This window comes from Rhodococcus sp. (in: high G+C Gram-positive bacteria), from assembly GCF_049299235.1.
Lineage (GTDB): Bacteria > Actinomycetota > Actinomycetes > Mycobacteriales > Mycobacteriaceae > Rhodococcus.
The window spans coordinates 1-18,458 of record NZ_JBAQXC010000200.1 but is presented as its reverse complement, the minus strand read 5'-3'; the positions used below and the strand labels follow the sequence as shown (position 1 = coordinate 18,458).

Annotated in this window: 16 protein-coding genes and 2 tRNA genes; 10 read left to right on the top strand and 8 right to left on the bottom strand. The window is 66.8% G+C overall.

Features of this window, described 5'->3' with window-relative positions:
* Both pepN and WAX14_RS11990 read right to left on the bottom strand, forming a co-directional pair.
* On the bottom strand, positions 1-2,119 hold a 2,119-nt coding region (gene pepN, locus WAX14_RS11995; protein ID WP_422628284.1), incomplete at its 3' end, for an aminopeptidase N.
* A 90-nt stretch (positions 2,120-2,209) separates the two neighbouring features.
* Positions 2,210-3,451: an NAD(P)/FAD-dependent oxidoreductase gene (locus WAX14_RS11990; protein WP_422628283.1), complete on the bottom strand. Its 1,242-nt coding sequence runs from the start codon at positions 3,449-3,451 to the stop codon at positions 2,210-2,212.
* Positions 3,452-3,613: 162 nt separating this feature from the next.
* On the opposite strand from WAX14_RS11990, the gene WAX14_RS11985 reads away from it, so the two are divergent.
* Positions 3,614-4,237: a DsbA family protein gene (locus WAX14_RS11985; RefSeq protein ID WP_422628285.1), complete on the top strand. Its 624-nt coding sequence runs from the start codon at positions 3,614-3,616 to the stop codon at positions 4,235-4,237.
* Between the two features lie 109 nt (positions 4,238-4,346).
* Here the strand turns inward: WAX14_RS11985 and WAX14_RS11980 are convergent, their stop codons facing one another.
* Positions 4,347-5,036 carry a DUF305 domain-containing protein gene (locus WAX14_RS11980; RefSeq protein WP_422628282.1) on the bottom strand — a complete coding sequence of 230 codons (690 nt, stop codon included), beginning with the start codon at positions 5,034-5,036 and terminating at the stop codon, positions 4,347-4,349.
* Between the two features lie 122 nt (positions 5,037-5,158).
* Positions 5,159-6,385 (bottom strand): hypothetical protein, encoded by a 1,227-nt coding sequence (locus tag WAX14_RS11975; protein WP_422628281.1) that lies wholly within the window; start codon positions 6,383-6,385, stop codon positions 5,159-5,161.
* Positions 6,386-6,560: 175 nt separating this feature from the next.
* Here WAX14_RS11975 and WAX14_RS11970 point away from each other — a divergent pair, with 175 nt between their 5' ends.
* From WAX14_RS11970 to WAX14_RS11955, 4 genes are all read left to right on the top strand, one after another.
* Positions 6,561-7,304, top strand: coding sequence for a response regulator (locus WAX14_RS11970; protein WP_422628280.1), 744 nt, complete (start codon positions 6,561-6,563; stop codon positions 7,302-7,304).
* Entirely contained in the window at positions 7,301-8,470 is a 1,170-nt protein-coding gene (locus WAX14_RS11965; protein WP_422628279.1) for a sensor histidine kinase, read from the top strand. The genes WAX14_RS11970 and WAX14_RS11965 overlap by 4 nt, the downstream gene beginning before the upstream one ends.
* Before the next feature lie 67 nt (positions 8,471-8,537).
* Positions 8,538-9,011, top strand: a complete 474-nt coding sequence (locus tag WAX14_RS11960; RefSeq protein WP_422628278.1) for a ribose-5-phosphate isomerase — start codon at positions 8,538-8,540, stop codon at positions 9,009-9,011.
* Between the two features lie 32 nt (positions 9,012-9,043).
* Positions 9,044-9,841 (top strand): Fpg/Nei family DNA glycosylase, encoded by a 798-nt coding sequence (locus WAX14_RS11955; protein ID WP_422628277.1) that lies wholly within the window; start codon positions 9,044-9,046, stop codon positions 9,839-9,841.
* Positions 9,842-9,866: 25 nt separating this feature from the next.
* Here the strand turns inward: WAX14_RS11955 and WAX14_RS11950 are convergent, their stop codons facing one another.
* The 4 genes from WAX14_RS11950 to WAX14_RS11935 form a co-directional block, all read right to left on the bottom strand.
* Entirely contained in the window at positions 9,867-11,252 is a 1,386-nt protein-coding gene (locus tag WAX14_RS11950; protein WP_422628276.1) for a wax ester/triacylglycerol synthase domain-containing protein, read from the bottom strand.
* A gap of 93 nt (positions 11,253-11,345) precedes the next feature.
* The gene (locus tag WAX14_RS11945) at positions 11,346-12,176 is read right to left on the bottom strand and encodes a DUF1542 domain-containing protein (RefSeq protein WP_422628275.1); all 831 of its coding nucleotides are present in this window, start codon (positions 12,174-12,176) and stop codon (positions 11,346-11,348) included.
* 54 nt (positions 12,177-12,230) lie between these two features.
* Complete coding sequence (locus tag WAX14_RS11940; RefSeq protein WP_422628274.1) at positions 12,231-13,490, bottom strand: wax ester/triacylglycerol synthase domain-containing protein; 1,260 nt, start codon at positions 13,488-13,490, stop codon at positions 12,231-12,233.
* A gap of 146 nt (positions 13,491-13,636) precedes the next feature.
* A tRNA-Gly gene (locus WAX14_RS11935) sits at positions 13,637-13,710 on the bottom strand.
* A 144-nt stretch (positions 13,711-13,854) separates the two neighbouring features.
* On the opposite strand from WAX14_RS11935, the gene WAX14_RS11930 reads away from it, so the two are divergent.
* The 5 genes from WAX14_RS11930 to clpX all read left to right on the top strand — a co-directional run bounded on the left by WAX14_RS11930 (position 13,855) and on the right by clpX (position 18,420).
* A tRNA-Pro gene (locus WAX14_RS11930) sits at positions 13,855-13,931 on the top strand.
* Positions 13,932-14,023: 92 nt separating this feature from the next.
* The gene (gene tig / locus WAX14_RS11925) at positions 14,024-15,394 is read left to right on the top strand and encodes a trigger factor (protein WP_422628273.1); all 1,371 of its coding nucleotides are present in this window, start codon (positions 14,024-14,026) and stop codon (positions 15,392-15,394) included.
* Between the two features lie 154 nt (positions 15,395-15,548).
* Positions 15,549-16,136 carry an ATP-dependent Clp protease proteolytic subunit gene (locus WAX14_RS11920; RefSeq protein ID WP_422628272.1) on the top strand — a complete coding sequence of 196 codons (588 nt, stop codon included), beginning with the start codon at positions 15,549-15,551 and terminating at the stop codon, positions 16,134-16,136.
* 51 nt (positions 16,137-16,187) lie between these two features.
* Positions 16,188-16,850, top strand: a complete 663-nt coding sequence (locus tag WAX14_RS11915) for an ATP-dependent Clp protease proteolytic subunit (protein ID WP_422628271.1) — start codon at positions 16,188-16,190, stop codon at positions 16,848-16,850.
* A 292-nt stretch (positions 16,851-17,142) separates the two neighbouring features.
* Positions 17,143-18,420: an ATP-dependent Clp protease ATP-binding subunit ClpX gene (gene clpX / locus WAX14_RS11910; protein ID WP_422628270.1), complete on the top strand. Its 1,278-nt coding sequence runs from the start codon at positions 17,143-17,145 to the stop codon at positions 18,418-18,420.
* Positions 18,421-18,458 lie beyond the last annotated feature (38 nt).

The window sequence follows — 18,458 nt, the reverse complement described above, 5'->3', positions numbered from 1 at the left end:
CGCCGGCCGCGGCGAGCGCCTGCACGATCCGCCACCGCAGATCCGTGTCGACGACGAGCCCGGACAGCCCCACTGTCGACGGATCGGCGGCGAGCAACTCGGCGAGCACCTCGGTGTGCCACGCCGACAACCGGGCGGCGGTCAGCGCATTGACGAACGCGAGCTGATGATCGGACCCCGGTTCGGCGTCGCGGGCCAACTCCAGCACCCGGTTCGCGTAGTCCGTCCAGCCCTGCGCATCCGCCCACCTCGGATCGGCATAGTTGCCCAACGCCGTGTGTGCCTGCACGAGAAGCCGCGACGCGACACCCACCTCGGTTTCGGCGGCTACCCCACGCTGCACCAGCGCGACGAAGTCGCGGGCCTTGAGCTCGGCCTGCCGTGTCATCTCCCACGCCGCCGACCACACCAGCGTGCGCGGCAGCGGCTCGGCGATGTCCCCGACCCGCTCGATCACCGTGCGCAGCGACTGCTCGTCGAGTCGCACCGAGCAGTACGTCAGATCGTCGTCGTTGACGAGCACGAACTGGCCGCGCGGCACCCCGACCAACTCCGGCACCTCGGTGCGGGCGGCGGCATCGACGTCGATCTCGACCCGGTGGGTGCGCCGCAGCTTCCCCGATCCGTCGTCGTCGTACACGCCGATCGCCAGGCGGTGCACCCGGAACTCACCGGCACCAGGCTGTGCGCCTTCCTGCACGACCGCGAACCGGGTGAACTTCCCGTCCGCGTCGACCTCGAAATCGGGGCGCAGAACGTTCAGGCCCGTCGTTTTGAGCCATTGCGCACCCCACCCGGACAGGTCGCGGCCGGATGCCTTCTCGAGCGCCGCCAGCAGGTCGTCGAAGGTCGCATTGGCGTAGGCGTGGTCGCGGAAGTAGTCGCGCAGTCCGGCCAGGAACGGTTCCTCACCGACATACGCGACGAGCTGCTTGAGCACCGACGCGCCCTTCGCGTAGGTGATGCCGTCGAAGTTGACTTCCACCGCCGCCAGGTCCGGGATGTCCGCGGCGATCGGATGTGTCGACGGCAGTTGATCCTGCCGGTACGCCCACGACTTCTCGACGTTCGCGAATGTCGTCCACGCGTTGGTGTATTCGGTGGCGCGGGACTGGCACAACACAGACGCGAACGTCGCGAACGATTCGTTGAGCCACAGATCATCCCACCAGCGCATCGTGACGAGGTCGCCGAACCACATGTGCGCCATCTCGTGCAGCACCGTCTCGGCGCGCCGCTCGTACGAGTATCGCGTCACCTTGGATCGGAAGACGTAGTCCTCGAGGAACGTGACGGCACCGGCGTTTTCCATAGCCCCCGCATTGAATTCCGGCACGAACAACTGGTCGTACTTGCCGAACGCGTAGGGCATCCCGAAATTGCGGTGATAGAAGTCGAAGCCCTGCTTCGTCTCGGTGAACAACCGGTCGGCGTCCATGAATTCGGCGAGCGACGCGCGGCAGTAGATACCCAGCGGAATCGTGCCGTGCTCGTCGGTGTACGCGTCGGTCCACACCGAGTACGGGCCTGCGATCAGCGCGACCAGATAGGTGCTCATCCGGGGGGTGGTGCGGAAGATGTGCCTGCCCGCGGTGGCCGCGACGGTCTGTACCGTCTCGGCATTCGAGATCACCGCCCAGTCGGTGGGCGCGGTGACCGAGATGTCGAACGTGGCCTTCAGGTCCGGCTGGTCGAAGCACGCGAACATCCGCTTGGCGTCGGCCGTCTCGAACTGCGAGTACAGGTACACCGAATCGTCGGTCGGGTCGACGAACCGGTGCAGGCCTTCGCCGGTGTTCGTGTACAGGCAGTCCGCGTCGACGACCAGTTCGTTGCGCTCGGAAAGGCCGGTCACTGCGAGTCCCGTGTCCTCGGCGTACCCGGAGACATCGACGGTCGCGCCGTTCAGCGTTGCGGAGTGCACCGTCTGCGCGATCAGGTCGATGAACGTCGACGATCCTTCGGTGGCACCGAACGTGACCGTGGTGATCGAACGGAACATGCTGGTACCGGGTGCGCCCGCACCGTCGGTGAGGTCGAGTTCGATGCGATAGTTGTCGACGGTCAGGTTCGCGGCCCGCTCGGCAGCCTGCTCACGGGTCAGATTCGGTGGTGCCACGAAGATCTCCTTCTCACGACGGGGTGCAACAACCCAATCCCATCATGAGCGGACGACACTCACCGGATCGGCCCGCTCCGGCGGCGGCACTCACCGGCCGAGATCGGCTAGGGCGACACCGGGATCGGCGAGTCGCGCCGGATCCACCGCTGCGCCCGAGTTCAGCAGCGCGCGAATGTCGTCACCGGCATCCCAGATGTTCACATTCATTCCGGCCCGCACCCGATTGTCGGAATCGAGCCAGAACGCCAGGAACTGCAGGCCCGCGACATCGCCGCGGGTGACGACGGTGGCGTCGCGCGGCGCATGCCCAACGTATTCCATTCCCAGGTCGTACTGATCGGTGAAGAAGTAGGGGAGCCGATCGTAGGACGCGGGCCGGCCCAGCATCGTCGCTGCAGCCACCGCAGGCTGGTTCAGCGCGTTCGCCCAGTGCTCGACCCTGATCCGACCGCCCAGCACCGGATGTTCGGCCTCGGCGATGTCGCCGACGGCGACGATGTCCGGGTCGCTGGTGGTCAGCGCGCTGTCGACGAGTACACCGCCGTCGACGGCGAGCCCCGCAGCCTGGGCAGCCTCGATGTTCGGGACCGCACCGACCGCGAGCAGCACCGCGTCGGCGGGGACGACGTCGCCGTCGCCGAGGCGCACCCCGGTGGCCCGACCGGAGTCGACGACGATCTCCGCCACCGATGCCTGGACCCGCAGGTCCACACCGTGCGCGCGGTGCAGATCCGCGAACACGGCGCCGATATCGGGTCCGAGAGCTGCCTGCAAGGGCTGTGCGGCCGTCTCGAGGACCGTCACGTCGGCACCGCGCCCGCGGGCGTTCGCGGCCACTTCGAGACCGATCCAGCCTGCTCCGATGATCACCAGCCGGGCCGGTGTCGACGTGCCCCGTTCGATCGCCGACAGCAACGCGTCCGCGTCGTCGACGGTGCGCAGCACGTGCACCCCGGCGGCATCGGCTCCCGGCAATGGAACGAGTCGTGGCCGCGAACCGGTCGCCAACGCCAGTTTGTCGTAGTGCACTGCCGATCCGTCGGGCAGCGACACGGTGTGCGCGGCCGGGTCGACCGCGGTGACGGTGGTGCCCAGCCGCAATTCGACACGGTGATCGCGGTACCAGTCTCCGCGTTGCACCGTGAAGTCCAGTAGTCGCTTGGAACCGGCGAAGTACTCTTTCGACAACGGTGGGCGTTCGTACGGCAGGTGTTCCTCGGTGCCGAGGAGCACGATGTGCCCGCCGAAATCGCGGGCGCGCAGTTCCTCGGCGGTTTTGGCGCCGGCCAGACCGGCACCGACGATCACGAATGTTTCTTCGTCGGCCATCGTGCGCCTCTCCCGTGTCGCGAGTCGTCCGGGTTCTTTCTCGACGGTACGACCTGTCGGGTGCGGTCGGTGCGGTTCGGGAAGAATCCAGCGGACTGCGGCGTTGAGATCGGTCGACAGCGTTGGGTGTCGCGGGCAGCCGACGACACGATCCGGAGGAGAATTTCCGTGAGTGAAGCCACAACCAAGGACACTGCCGATTTCTGGTTCGACCCGCTCTGTCCTTGGTGTTGGATCACGTCGAGATGGATTCTCGAGGTCGCCCAGGTGCGCGATATCGAGGCGCGATTCCATGTGATGAGCTTGGCCGTCCTCAACGAGGGCAAGGACTTGCCCGCGGACTACGCGGACATGATGAAGACGGCCTGGGGTCCGGTGCGCGTCGCGATCGCCGCGGCCCAGAAATACGGCGACGAGATCCTCGAGCCGCTGTACACGGCGCTGGGCACCCAGATCCACGATGAGGGCAACAAGGACTTCACGGTGGTGATCGGCAAGGCCCTCGCCGATCTGGGTCTGGATCCGGCTCTCGCGGCGGCCGCCGACACCGACGCCTACGACGAGGCGCTGCGCGCGAGCCATGCCGCAGGCATGGACGCGGTGGGCCCGGACGTAGGGACCCCGACGATCCACGTCAACGGTGTCGCGTTCTTCGGCCCGGTGCTGTCGAAGATTCCGCGCGGTGAGGAAGCGGGCAGGGTGTGGGACGGGGTGGTCGCGCTCGCCGGCTACCCGCACTTCTTCGAACTCAAGCGCACCCGCACGGAGGATCCCAGCTTCGATTAGACCGGGCTCGTCGCGGGTACTGCAGAACTGGACCGGGTTGGTCGGCTCCCCCCGCCGCACCACCCGGTCCCTCTGTCCGCATTCGCAGCCCGAGTTCACAACGCCGCGTTCACAATGAGGCCAGGAGGTCCTCCATCGTGGTGATCTCCTGCTGCTGGGTCTCGACGATGGATCGGGCCATCGCCACCGCGCCGGGATTCTGCCCCGTCTCGATTTCGGCCTGTGCCATCGCGATCGCACCGAGGTGATGCTCGATCATCTGAGCCAGATACAGCCGGGAAGCCTCTGCGCCCTGCGCATCGTGCAGCGCGGTCATGTCTTCGCCCGACATCATTCCGCTCATCCCGCCCATATTACCGTCGGGTACGACGGTGGAGTGCATCGGCATGTCGTGTCCGGGCATGCCCATATCGGGCGACGGCATGGGCATACCCGGCATGGTCGTCGGCATCGTTGGCTGACCCCACTCGGTGAGCCAGGTCTGCAACTGCTGGATCTCTGGACCTTGCGCGGCGGTGATCTGCCGGGCCAGCTCGGTGACCCGTGGGTCGATGCCCTCCTTGGCCATGATGATGTTGCTCATCTCGACGGCCTGGCTGTGGTGCAGGACCATCTGCCGGGCGAACATCACGTCGGCCTGGTTGTGGACGGCGGCGGTGTCAGGGGAAGCGCTGACGGTCGCAGTCACCGATCCGGTCGCGGGCGTGACCCGGTCGCCGCCGGAGTCACCGCATGCGGCCAGGGTGAAGGTCGTGACCACCGCGATCACGCCGACGGCCAAGGACTTCTTCAGAAGCATGTTTCTTTCATTCGTCTCCATTCGCCGAGCGTGTCAGCCGCACCCGGCGACTATCTTCAACCTTCCGTGAAGATTCCCTGAAGAACCCGCCGTGGCCTGGATTTCGCGGATCACCGGTGCGGTCAGTGTCCCTGTTCACCCGGATGCACCCCGTTCGGTGACTCGCCGATGGGGTTTTCCGGTTCCGGTGTCGCAGGAACCGACAGTCCAGTGCGATTGTCGGCGGTGGCAGGCGGGTGGGGCGAGAAGCTGATCCCGTTCGGTCGTTCACCCACCGGCACGGTCGCCACCACGGACAGGCTGGGCAGGTCCACCACGGATACCGTGTTGTCGTAGATGTTCGTCACCCACGCTCGGGTGCCCGAGGGGTCGATCACCACCCCGTGCGGGCCGGCGCCGGTGGTGACCGTGCCGCGTACCGTCATCGTTTCGGTGTCGATCACCGACAGACTGCGGCCGGGTTGCTCCCGGGTGCCTTGGTCGGCGGAGACCACGGTCTTCTCGTCCGGCGCCAGGAACAACTGCACGGGAACGGACGGCACCGCGACGGTGCCGACGACCGAGCGGGCAGCCAGATCGACCTCGGCGACGGCGGCAGGATCCGAGATTCCGGTATAGGCGAACCGTCCGTCACCGGTCACCGCCACCTGGACTGGGCCGGTACCGACCGGTACCGACCCGGTGACACGATCGGTAGCGGGGTCGACCAGGTGCAATACGCCGGCTTCCGTGTCGGCGACCACGATCACCGAACCGTCACCCGAAGGCCGGAGACCGTGCGGCATCCCACCCACCGTGATCCGCCCCGCCGGTCGCAGACCGTGAGCGTCGAACACCGAGATGGTGCCGTCTCCCGCGTCGGTGACGTACACCTTCCCGTTGGGTGCCTCGATCACGTGTGCCGGCGCCACGCCGGTGGGTGCGGCGGCGGTGACGGTGTAGGTCTGCGGGTCGACGGCGATCACCCGATCGTCGCCGCTGACCGTGTACACGGTTGCGCCGTCGCGCCCAACCTGCACGTTGTGGGGGGAGTCCACGCCGGTCACGGTCGCTATCACGTCGCTGGTCGCTGCGTCGAGGACCGTCAGACTGTCACCGCCCTCGTCGGCGACCCACACCGACCCGGTCACCGTCACGCCCGGCCCGGCCACAGGTGCCGTCGACTGCGGGTTCGGGGTGGTATCGGTGCCGTCGGTGCAGGCCACCAGCGTCAGCGCCGTAAGTACGCCCGCCGCGGCGGCCGCAGCGCGGCGGTGCCGGGGCTGGAACAGGGATCGGTCCGTGGCCGACGCCTCGGCCGATCGACGGGCTGCGGTCGCGGTCGAGTCGACTCCCCGGACGAACATCATCGTCATTCCTTTCTCCAGCCCGAAATACTCGAAGCCCCGAAATACTCGAAGCCCCGAACACTCGAAGTTCCGGACCCGAGGATGAGCGCCGTACCCGGCGCTGCGGACAGCCGTTCGATGAAGGTTCCCTGAAGAAACTCGCCACCCGGTCGTTGCGGCCATCAGGATGGGGATCATGCAGTCGGATTCTGTGCAGTACACGCCCGCGTCCCCGCCGACCGGACTGCGGGCATTGGTGGTCGACGACGAAATTCCGTTGGCGACGGTGGTGGGCACCTATCTCGAACGCAGCGGTTTCGAGGTCACCCTCGTGCACGACGGGCGGGACGCCGTCGAACAGGCTCGACAGGTCGACCCCGATGTGGTGGTTTTGGACCTGGGATTGCCGCGGCTCGACGGGATCGAGGTGTGCCGGCAGTTGCGAACTTTTTCCGATGCGTACGTCGTCATGCTCACCGCCCGCACCGACGAGATCGACACCCTGGTTGGATTGTCGGTCGGTGCCGACGATTACATGACCAAACCGTTCAGTCCCCGTGAGCTCATCGCACGCGTTCAGGCCATGCTGCGCCGCCCCCGACCCTCGGCCGATCACGCCGGTGGGATCGCGGCCTCGCGACGCGTCGTCGGGACGTTGTCCATCGACGTCGCTGCCCGTGAAGTGTGGGTAGACGACACGCCGATTGCGTTGACCCGCACCGAGTTCGATATTCTTGCCGCACTGTCCGAACGTCCGAACCTGGTGTTCACCCGAGCTCAGCTGGTCGCGGCGGTGTGGGGGCAGAACTGGGGAGGCGACGAACATCTGGTCGACGTGCACATCGGTCATGTGCGCCGCAAACTCGGCGACGACGCGACAAAGGGAGTGTTCGTGCGCACTGTTCGCGGTGTCGGATACCGATTGGGGGCGGGACGATGACCGCACTTCCCCCGGTGCCGACACGACCGGACACGAAGGGGCGCAGTGCCGGGTTCGGCACGCGGCTCATGGGTGCACAGTCGATCGTCGTCGTCGGCGGCGCGATCAGCGCCTCGCTGGTCGCCGTCGCTGTCGCACCGGGCCTGTTCCACAACCACCTGCAACAGGCAGGCATCGATCAGGTCTCGACCGAGGCCGCGCACGTCGAGCAGGCATTTTCTTCGGCGATGATCATTTCTCTGACGATCGCGCTGCTGGTCTCGGCGCTGATAGCGCTGGCCGTAAGCTGGTATTTCACACGCAGGGTCCAACGTTCGATCACGGCAGTGGCGGCCTCGGCCACGGAGATCGCCGGCGGCCACTACGGCGGGCGTCTACCCGGACTCGGCCTCGGGCGCGAATTCGACCAACTCGCGGAGACGATCAACCGGCTCGCCGACCGGCTCGACTCGATCGAGGCCATCCGTCGCCGCATGCTCTCGGATCTCGCGCACGAGATGCGCACTCCGCTGGCCACCCTCGACGCACACCTCGAAGCCATCGAGGACGGCATCCGAGACCTCGACGCCGATACGCTGGGGATCCTGCGGTCGAGCACCGTCCGCCTCGAGCGACTCGCCGAGGACATGGGCGCAGTCTCCCGCGCCGAGGAGCGCCGACTCGCCATCTCACGCGTGGCCACCGACACCCGCACCCTCGTCGAGACCGCTGTCCGCGTCGCCGCGGACCGCTATACCGCCGCGAACGTCACCCTGCGTGACGAGACCGCACATGCCGCCCCGGTGTCCGTCGATCCGGACCGGATCGGGCAGGTGCTGGGCAACTTGCTCGACAACGCCCTGCGCCACACCCCCGCCGGGGGAACCGTCGTCGTCGCTTCCTGCGAGGCTCGCGGCGGATGGACCGACATCACCGTCACCGACAACGGCGAGGGAATTCCCACCGAGCACCTCGGGCACCTCTTCGACCGGTTCTACCGGGTGGACACGGCACGCGGACGACGGGAGGGCGGCAGCGGTATCGGACTGACCATTGCCCGCGCACTCGTCGAGGCACACGGCGGCACACTGATCGCGCACAGTGACGGGATCGGGACCGGCGCTCGGTTCACCGTGCGGATGCCCGCCGCCACCGCTGCCGCGGCGGCGCGTGGTCGCAAATCCTGATCCGGAAACGACGTGATCTGTGGCCGCGGGTCGGGGCGCAGGCAGGTGCTCGTTAGACTCTCATCCCATGCGCGTTTACCTGGGTGCCGACCACGCCGGCTTCGAACGTAAGAACGAGATCATCGAACACCTGACCGCCAAGGGTCACGAGGCCGTCGACTGCGGCGCACACGAATACGACGCCCAGGACGACTACCCGGCATTCTGCATCGAGGCGGCACGCCGCACCGTCGCCGACGAGGGCAGCCTCGGCATCGTCCTCGGGGGCAGCGGCAACGGCGAGCAGATCGCCGCGAACAAGGTGCCCGGCGCCCGCTGCGCGCTCGCGTGGAGCGTCGAGACCGCCACGCTCGCCCGCGAGCACAACAACGCGCAGCTCATCGGTATCGGTGGTCGCATGCACAGCCTCGAGGAGACGCTCGCGATCGTCGATGCGTTCCTGGCGACCGCGTGGTCGAACGAGGAGCGGCACCAGCGCCGCATCGACATTCTCGCCGAGTACGAGAAGTCCGGCGTCGCTCCGGCCGTTCCCGGCGCCTAGCTGCCGGTCGTTCCCGGAGGTTCGACGGTCCGGTGCCCGAAGGACACATACTTCATCGGCTCGCCCGCCTGCACCAGCAGCACTACGCCGGTGCGGTGGTGCGGGTGTCGAGCCCGCAGGGGCGCTTTTCGGCGGGCGCCGCGCTCGTCGACGGGCGGGTGCTGACCCACACCGAAGCGTGGGGCAAGCACCTGTTCCACCACTACGAGACCGGCGCGGTCGTGCACGTGCACCTCGGGATCTACGGTGAATTCACCGAATCAACCCTGCCGCTGGGGCTGCCGGTCGGGCAGGTGCGGATGCGGATGGTCGGCGCCCGGCACGGCAGCGATCTGCGCGGCCCGGCCGCATGCGACGTGCTCGGCCCCCACGAGGTCGACGCGATCGAGGCGCGCCTCGGACCGGACCCGCTGCGTGACGACGCCGACCCCGACCGGGCATGGGTGCGGATATCCAAGTCCCGCACCGCGATCGGATCCCTTCTGATGAACCAGGCGGTGATCGCCGGGGTCGGGAACGTCTATCGGGCCGAAGTGCTGTTCCGTCACGCGATCGACCCGCATCGTCCCGGAAAAGACTTGGTGCGCAGCGAGTTCGACGCCATGTGGACCGATCTGGTCGAGCTCATGCGGATCGGGATGGATCGTGGCCGCATGCATGTCGTGCGATCCGAACACGACCACGGTGCCCCGGCGTATGCGAAGGACCGGCCCCGCACCTACGTCTACCGCCGCGCTGGTGACCCCTGCCGCGTGTGCGGCACCCCCGTCCTGCACGCCGTCATGCAGGCCCGCAACCTGTTCTGGTGCCCGAGGTGCCAACCCGCCTGATCGTCACCCTGGCTGGACCGAGTTGTCACCGCTCGACCGAGATGTCACCGACGACGTCTCTGATCCCGGCGCGCATGCACTCCTCGAACACGTCCCGGTCGGGCACCGCGCCGGTGTCGAGCGTGAAACCCAGGCAGCACGTACCGAGGTACGACACCAGCACCACATTGAAGGCAGACCCGAGCGTCGGACCGAACGCGTAGTACCGCTCGGCCCGTGCACCGGCCACGTACAGCGGCACCGGTGATCCCGGGACGTTCGACGCCACGAAATCGACGTGCGCGAACATGTTTCCGATCACCCCCGCCGGCAGCAGATTCAGTGGTGTGGCAAGTATTTCGCCCATCTCGACGGCCGGTTCCGACCGCCACTGCGCGACGATCGATTCGATCTCCCGCATCAGGTCGTCCACGTCGTCGGTCCGTACCGGTACCGCGAATCGGGCCAGATTGATGCGGTTGCCACCCATCTCGTCGTCCGGCCGGCGCACGCTCAGTGGCATCGTCACCCGCAGCGCGTCGACGTCGGCGCCGTGCTTGCGGTGATAGTGCCCCAGGCCGACGACGAGCGCCGTGAGGTACACGCTGTTGACGGTGCATCCGGCTCGGCAACCCGCATTGCGCAGCGCGTCGAGCGGCACCTCGACCGAGTAGAGGAAGCGGCCCAGCGCGCGGTCCGTCATCACGGGTGACGCGGTCGTGGTGATCGGACGCAGATACCGGACCATCGACGTCGCCGTGCCGAACACGCCGCGGGCGGCACCGATCGGGTCGGTGAATACCGCTCGCGTCGCCGGCCACATCGACCGCAATCCCCAGCCGAGCAGGTCGCGCGCCTGTTCTCGATAGTCGTCGAGCGCATCGACGGCCACGTCCCAGTAGCCGAGGTGTTCCGGTTCCGGCGGCTCGGCCGGCTCCGGTCGGGGTGTGCCCGCCCGCGCGAGATCGACGATGTGTGCGGTGATCTGCATGCCGCCGAGTCCATCGGTCAATGCGTGATGAACCTTGAGCAGAACCGCCGCGCGACCGTCCGCCAGACCGTCGACAACCGTCAACTCCCACAGCGGCCGAGCCCGGTCGAACGAGGTCATCACGGCGACGCGCGCGAGTTCGAGAACATCGTCGATCGTGCCTGGCGACGGCAAGGCGACGTGCCGCAGATGCCAGGACAAATCGAAATTCGGGTCGGCAACCCAGCGTGGTGCTCCCATACCCGGCGGGACGGGCACCACATGATGCCGGAAGCGCGGGACGTCGCGGGTCCCGCGATCCATCATCTCGACGACACGGTCCCAGTCGGGGGACGAGTCGAGTGCGATGACGGCGACGATCGTCGAGCGCAGCGCGGGATCCTGTTCCATGCTCCAGGTCAGGAAGTCGGTCTGTGCCATACGGCGCCCGGCGCTGCTCATCCTCGGACGATTGCACACCGCGTCGGCCGCGTCCAGAGTCGATGATCCCGATCGGACCGGTCGCCGGGCCTCGATCCGGCATCCGAGTACAGATCAGAACCCGTCGAATCCGCCACCGTCGAATCCGCCACCGCCGTCGTACCCACCACCGCCGTCGTACCCGCCACCGCCGTCGTACCCGCCACCGCCGTCGTACCCGCCACCACCGTCGCCGTCAGCACCGCCGCCACCGTCGTATCCGCCACCGGCATCGCCGGCATCGCCGGTGTCCGCGGTACCGTCACCCGCGCCGTTCGCGAACTCCTGCTCGCCGTACGGCACGCCGGCCATGCCCGAGAACATCGCCGAGAACAACAGCATCGACCCGACACCCCACGCTCCCGCGACCAAGGCCGGCTTCCACCACGGTTCCGAATACCAGCCGGCAGGTACCGGCCGACCCGCGACCCGGCCGCCCGGGTAGTAGTTCGGGGTTCGCGGCGACGGCGACGGCGACGCGGCGACCTGCCTGCCCTCGAATTCGATCTGTCGGTCCTCGGTGACGGCACCGGCCGACTTCTGGCCGTCGAGCGACGGAATATCCGGACCTGGATCCATCCCCATCGCGGTGCGTGCGGCGCGGATGTAGTACAGACCTTCGAGCGCGCTCTGCTTCGCCAACCGCGCCTGTGCTGGTGTTTGTGCCTGGTCGATCTGCGAGCCCGCGGCGGTATAGCGTTCGGCCGCGTCCGCGAGTGCCTGCTTGGACGCGTCGTCGGTGCCGGTCAGGTTGTAGATCTGACCGCCGAGACGTTCGATTGCCTGGCGGGCATCTGCCTTCGCGTCGTCGAGTCGAACAGTGCCGTGATCGAGCGACTTCTTCTGGCTGCGCGACACGAAGTACACGACTGCTCCGACGGCGAGGACGATGAGCAGGAGTTCCACGACGGATGCCTTCCCACAGGTGCGTGCAGGTACGACAACCAGCGTACCGACGGTTCAGCTGTCGAGGACTGCGTGCAGTCCGGCCCGAACACAGTCGTCGAACATCGCGCCGTCTCGTACCGCATCGGTGTCGACGGTGAACCCGAGGCAACAATTGTCCAGATACGACATCAGGGTCACGTTGAAGGCCGAACCGAGCGTGGGTCCGAAGCCGTAGTATTTCTCGATCTTCGCCCCCGCCACATACAGCGGCACGTGCGATCCCGGCACGGTGCAGGCGAACACGTCGTCGTGGCGGAGGGGATCGTCCGCCACCTCGGGCAGCAGACTCGGCGGGGGAGCGAGTCGTCTGCCGGGTTCGGTTGGGGGTCCGGAGAACTCGTCGAGCAGTCGCATGAGCAGGGCAGGATCGCCGGCGGGAACCGGCAGGTCCGCCCGCGACAGCGTGATTCCACTGCCACCGCCGTCGGTATCGGCCGAGGGCATCGCCAGGCTCAGTTCGTCGACGTCGGTGCCGTGTCGGAACCGGTAGTCGGCGAGCCCGAGCAGAACCGCCGCGAGGAACGCGCTGTCCAGAGTGCTGTCTGCGCGCGCGGCGGCGGCGCGCATCTCGGCGAGTGGCACGTCGACGACATGGAAGCGGCGACTGTCGGATTCGTCGGGTTCGCTCGGCGACACGAGTCGGCGAAGTGGCATGGTCAGTGCCTGCACCAGTCCCGCTATCGATTCGGCGAGGGAACCGATCGAGTTCAACGCCCGGTCGGCGATGCCATCGGCGGTGTCCGCCGCGCCCACGACGGGCACCTGCTCCGCGTCCGGACGGTTTCGCTCGAGGTCGACGATGCGAGCGGTGATGTGGGTGCCGTCGGCACTGTCGGCATATGCGTGATGGATGCGGATGAGTAGCGCGGATTGGCCGCCGCGCAACCCGTCGACCAGGGTCAACTCCCACCGAGGTTGCTCGGGCAGCGCGGTGGGAACGGTCGCACGGGCGTACTCGAGGACGTCGTCGAAGGTGGTGGAGGCGGGCAGGGTCACCCGGTCGAGTTGCCACGGCAGGTCCGAGCCGTGTTCACCTGCCCACCGCGGTGGGGCGAGACCGAACGGGACGTCGACGACGCGGTGCCGGAACGCGGGTGCCTCCAGCGTGCCCCCGGCGAGGATCTCGCCGACACGATCCCAGTCGGGGGAGGCGTCGAGCAGGACGGCAGCGACGATCGTCGACCGCATCGCGGTGTGCTCCGGGGGTTCTGTGTTCTGCGGGGGTGCTGTGTGCTCCGGAGGTGCGTCGGGACCACCGGCGGCGTCGTTCATGATCGGAACGGTCTCATACCGCTCCCGGCCGAGCGCGTTCGATCTCGGTGTGATGACCGTTTCGAGTCGAAACGGTGACCGGGTCTCGGGACGAGGGATACGACTACACGCCCGTCACCGCATGTGGTGACGGGCGTGAGCTCCCATGGAGGGGATGACGGGAATCGAACCCGCGTAGCCAGTTTGGAAGACTGGGGCTCTACCATTGAGCTACATCCCCACAAGCCAGCGACTTCTGCCGGGATCGCCGTCTCGGTCGCTGCCGGATGCGACTGTACCGAACCTCGCTTTGGATTTCATAATCGGGGGGCCGTAGGATTCGTCAGCGGGTCCTCGGGCAGTCTGTTGGGGGCCGGTTGGACAACGGGATGTGGCGCAGCTTGGTAGCGCATCCGCTTTGGGAGCGGAGGGTCGCAGGTTCGAATCCTGTCATCCCGACCAGATCGAATGGCGGCGGAGCATCGGCGCCCGCGGTGGAACGACCGTGATGCAGAGAACGACAACACAGAGCACGACACAGAAGGAGCATTTCCGTGAAGAGCACCGTCGAGCAGCTCAGCCCGACGCGAGTCCGTATCAACGTTGAGGTGCCCTTCGAGGAACTCGCGCCTGATTTCGACCGCGCATTCCAGGCCCTCGCCGGCCAGATCCGTCTGCCCGGCTTCCGCCCCGGGAAGGCTCCCCGCAAGCTCCTCGAGGCCCGTGTCGGCCGCGGTGCCGTTCTCGAACAGGTCGTCAACGACGCGATCGGCCCCCGCTACAGCGAGGCAGTGACCGCCAACGACGTCAAGGTCATCGGTCAGCCCGAGATCGAGCTCACCAAGATCGAGGACAACGTCGAGCTCGCGTTCACCGCCGAGGTCGATGTCCGCCCCGAGATCGCCCTCCCCGACTTCTCCGGTCTCGCCGTCACCGTCGATCCCGTCGAGATCTCCGATGAGGACGTCGCCGAGCAGCTCCTGTCGCTGCGTCAGCGTTTCGGCACCCTGACGGGCGTCGAGCGGGCCGTGCAGGACGGCGACTTCGTCTCCATCGACCTGTCGGCGACCGTCGACGGCGAGGCTGTCCCGGAGGCCGCGACCGAGGGGCTGTCCCACGAGGTCGGTTCCGGTCAGCTCATCGAAGGACTCGACGAGGCGGTCATCGGTCTCGAAGCCGGCGGCTCGAAGGACTTCACCTCGACGCTCGTCGCCGGTGAGTTCGCCGACAAGGAAGCGGTGGTCACCGTCACGGTGAACTCCGTCAAGGAGCGCGAGCTCCCCGCCGAGGACGACGACTTCGCGCAGCTCGCGAGCGAGTTCGACACCCTCGACGAGTTGAAGGCCGATCTGCGTGAGCGGGTCGAGCGTGTCAAGCAGGTCGAGCAGGCCGGTGAGATCCGCGACAAGATCCTCGAGACACTGCTCGAGACCGTCGAGATTCCGCTGCCCGAGGCCGTGGTGCAGGCCGAGGTCGACGGTGCGCTGCACGACGCCATTCACGGCCTCGACCACGACGAGACCAAGTTCAACGAGCTGCTCGAGGAGCAGGGGTCGAGCCGCGAGGAGTTCGACACCGACGCCCGCGAGTCCGCTGAACGGGCCGTCAAGACGCAGCTGCTGCTGGATGCGATCGCCGAGGCCGAGGGCACCACGGTCGAGCAGCAGGAGCTCACCGAGCGCATCTTCTTCCAGGCGCAGCGCTACGGCATTCCGCCCGAGCAGTTCATTCAGCAGATCAGCCAGGCCAACCAGCTCGGTGCGATCTTCGCGGACGTTCGTCGTGGTAAGGCGCTCGGCAGCGTGGTGAACCAGGCCGCCGTCACCGACACCACCGGCGCCACCGTCGACACCGAGTCGATGTTCGGTTCGAAGACCGACGAGGACGCCGAAGACAAGTCCGCGGCCGACGAATCCGCCGAGTAGTTCACGCGGATCGTTCTGCTGTAAGCGAATTGGGGCGGCACCGGGCATCCGGTGCCGCCCCAATTTCGTTAGTGTCTGTGTCAGCAATCCACGATTGACGAGAAGGCAGGTACCCGTGACTCCTCAGAATCCGGCGACATCCAGCGGTCCGACGATGACCTCGGCCACCGGTGGGCTGAACCTCAGCGACTCGGTGTACGAACGCCTGCTCCGCGAGCGGATCATCTTCCTCGGCACCCAGGTTGACGACGACATCGCCAACAAGCTGTGCGCGCAGATCCTCTTGCTCGCGGCGGAGGACCCGTCGCGCGACATCTCCCTGTACATCAACTCGCCGGGCGGTTCGGTGTCCGCGGGCATGGCGATCTTCGACACCATGAAGTTCGTCGAGTGCGATGTCGCCACGTTCGGCATGGGCCTGGCCGCGTCGATGGGGCAGTTCCTGCTCTCGGCAGGCACCAAGGGCAAGCGGTACGCCCTGCCGCACGCCCGGATCATGATGCATCAGCCGTCGGCGGGTATCGGTGGTACGGCCAGCGACATCGCGATCATGGCCGAGCAGTTCGCGCACACCAAGCGGGAGATGGCCGCGCTCATCGCCGAGCACACCGGTCAGACGGTCGAGCAGATCACCATCGACTCCGACCGCGACCGTTGGTTCACCGCGGCCGAGGCGCTCGAATACGGGTTCGTCGACCACGTCGTGTCCCGGGCCACGCAGGCCGGTGGCACCGGCAACTAGGCCGAACCCGACGAGATCCGTCCCACGCATCACGAACTTCTTGGAGAAGCGATGACCAACCTTTTCGACCCCCGCGCTCTGGGCGGAGCCGCTCCGGCAGGCCCCTCCTCGCGTTACATCCTGCCGTCGTTCATCGAGCATTCGAGCTACGGCGTCAAGGAATCCAACCCGTACAACAAGCTGTTCGAGGAACGCATCATCTTCCTCGGGGTGCAGGTCGACGACGCATCGGCCAACGACGTCATGGCGCAGCTGCTGGTGCTCGAGTCCCTCGACCCGGACCGCGACATCACCATGTACATCAACTCGCCCGGTGGTTCGTTTACCTCCCTGATGGCGATCTACGACACCATGCAGTACGTGCGCGCCGACATCACCACCGTGTGCCTCGGTCAGGCGGCGTCGGCGGCGGCCGTGCTGCTCGCCGCGGGCACCCCGGGTAAGCGGCTGGCGTTGCCGAACGCCCGCGTGCTGATCCATCAGCCCGCGACCGGTGGCATCCAGGGCCAGGTTTCCGACCTGGAGATCCAGGCCGCCGAGATCGAGCGCATGCGTCGCCTCATGGAGACCACCCTCGCCAGGCACACGGGCAAGGACGCCGAGCAGATCCGCAAGGACACCGACCGCGACAAGATCCTCACCGCCGCCGAAGCTGTCGAGTACGGTCTGATCGACAACGTGCTCGAGTACCGCAAACTCTCGGCACAGAAGTAGCCGCGACACAGAAGTAGCCGCGACACAGAAGTAGCCGCGATCCAGAAGTGGAAGTGACCGCGACGGCCCGGTACGGGATCGCTGCCGGCGGCAGTTCCGGACCGGGCCGGTCCACACGGTCCGGGCCGGGCATCCGTCACGGCACGCAAATATGACGTTCGAAACCCGGAGAACCGGTCGACCTGCGTAGTGCTCTCCGGGTACGGTCGACCCAAGGGCGCGCTCGCCGGACCGGCGTTGTCGGCGGTTTCGGAGTTCGGTGCACGCACACGAGGAAGTAGGGACCTGACAGATGGCACGTATCGGTGACGGCGGAGACCTTCTCAAGTGCTCGTTCTGCGGAAAGAGCCAGAAGCAGGTCAAAAAGCTCATTGCGGGCCCCGGTGTCTACATCTGCGACGAGTGCATCGACTTGTGCAACGAGATCATCGAGGAGGAACTCGCCGAATCGAGCGAGGTCAAACTCGACGAGTTGCCCAAGCCCGCGGAGATCCGGGAGTTCCTCGACAACTACGTGATCGGGCAGGATCCGGCGAAACGGACTCTCGCCGTTGCGGTCTACAACCACTACAAGCGCATCCAGGCTGGCGACAAGACGCGCGACGCGCGCGGTGAGACCGTCGAACTCGCCAAGTCCAACATCTTGTTGCTCGGCCCCACGGGTTGCGGCAAGACCTACCTTGCCCAGACCCTGGCGAAGATGCTGAACGTGCCGTTCGCGATCGCCGACGCGACTGCCCTCACCGAAGCCGGCTACGTCGGCGAGGACGTCGAGAACATCCTGCTCAAGCTGATCCAGGCCGCGGACTACGACGTCAAGCGCGCCGAGACCGGCATCATCTACATCGACGAGGTCGACAAGATCGCCCGCAAGAGCGAGAATCCGTCGATCACCCGGGATGTGTCCGGTGAGGGCGTGCAGCAGGCGCTGCTGAAGATCCTCGAGGGCACACAGGCATCGGTGCCTCCGCAGGGCGGTCGCAAGCATCCGCACCAGGAATTCATCCAGATCGACACCACCAACGTGCTGTTCATCGTCGCGGGTGCCTTCGCCGGGCTCGAGCGAATCGTCTCCGACCGCGTCGGCAAGCGCGGTATCGGATTCGGCGCCGAGGTGCGTTCGAAGGCGGAGATCGACACCACCGATCACTTCTCCGAGGTCATGCCGGAAGATCTGATCAAGTTCGGTCTGATCCCCGAGTTCATCGGTCGGTTGCCTGTCGTGGCGTCGGTGACGAACCTCGACAAGGAATCGCTGGTGCAGATCCTGTCCGAGCCGAAGAACGCACTCGTCAAGCAATATGTGCGTTTGTTCGAGATGGACGGCGTGGAACTCGAGTTCACCACCGACGGTCTGGAAGCGGTCGCGGATCAGGCCATCCTCCGCGGTACCGGCGCCCGCGGTCTGCGCGCGATCATGGAGGAAGTTCTCCTGCCGGTGATGTACGACATCCCCAGCCGCGACGACGTGGAGAAGGTCGTGGTCACCGCGGAGACCGTCACCGACAACGTGTTGCCGACGATCGTGCCGCGCAAGACGGACCGCGAACGTCGCGACAAGAGCGCCTGACGTCCCGGATCGCAGTGTCCGACACATCGACGGCCCCC

Excerpts from the sequence above, each read along its gene's own strand:
- WAX14_RS11920 (WP_422628272.1), top strand. The coding sequence starts at position 15,549 with ATGACCTCGGCCACCGGTGGGCTGAACCTCAGCGACTCGGTGTACGAA.
- WAX14_RS11970 (WP_422628280.1), top strand. The coding sequence starts at position 6,561 with ATGCAGTCGGATTCTGTGCAGTACACGCCCGCGTCCCCGCCGACCGGA.
- WAX14_RS11940 (WP_422628274.1), bottom strand. The coding sequence starts at position 13,490 with ATGAACGACGCCGCCGGTGGTCCCGACGCACCTCCGGAGCACACAGCA.
- WAX14_RS11915 (WP_422628271.1), top strand. The coding sequence starts at position 16,188 with ATGACCAACCTTTTCGACCCCCGCGCTCTGGGCGGAGCCGCTCCGGCA.
- WAX14_RS11980 (WP_422628282.1), bottom strand. The coding sequence starts at position 5,036 with ATGCTTCTGAAGAAGTCCTTGGCCGTCGGCGTGATCGCGGTGGTCACG.
- WAX14_RS11960 (WP_422628278.1), top strand. The coding sequence starts at position 8,538 with ATGCGCGTTTACCTGGGTGCCGACCACGCCGGCTTCGAACGTAAGAAC.
- WAX14_RS11975 (WP_422628281.1), bottom strand. The coding sequence starts at position 6,385 with ATGATGTTCGTCCGGGGAGTCGACTCGACCGCGACCGCAGCCCGTCGA.
- clpX (WP_422628270.1), top strand. The coding sequence starts at position 17,143 with ATGGCACGTATCGGTGACGGCGGAGACCTTCTCAAGTGCTCGTTCTGC.
- WAX14_RS11950 (WP_422628276.1), bottom strand. The coding sequence starts at position 11,252 with ATGAGCAGCGCCGGGCGCCGTATGGCACAGACCGACTTCCTGACCTGG.
- WAX14_RS11990 (WP_422628283.1), bottom strand. The coding sequence starts at position 3,451 with ATGGCCGACGAAGAAACATTCGTGATCGTCGGTGCCGGTCTGGCCGGC.
- WAX14_RS11965 (WP_422628279.1), top strand. The coding sequence starts at position 7,301 with ATGACCGCACTTCCCCCGGTGCCGACACGACCGGACACGAAGGGGCGC.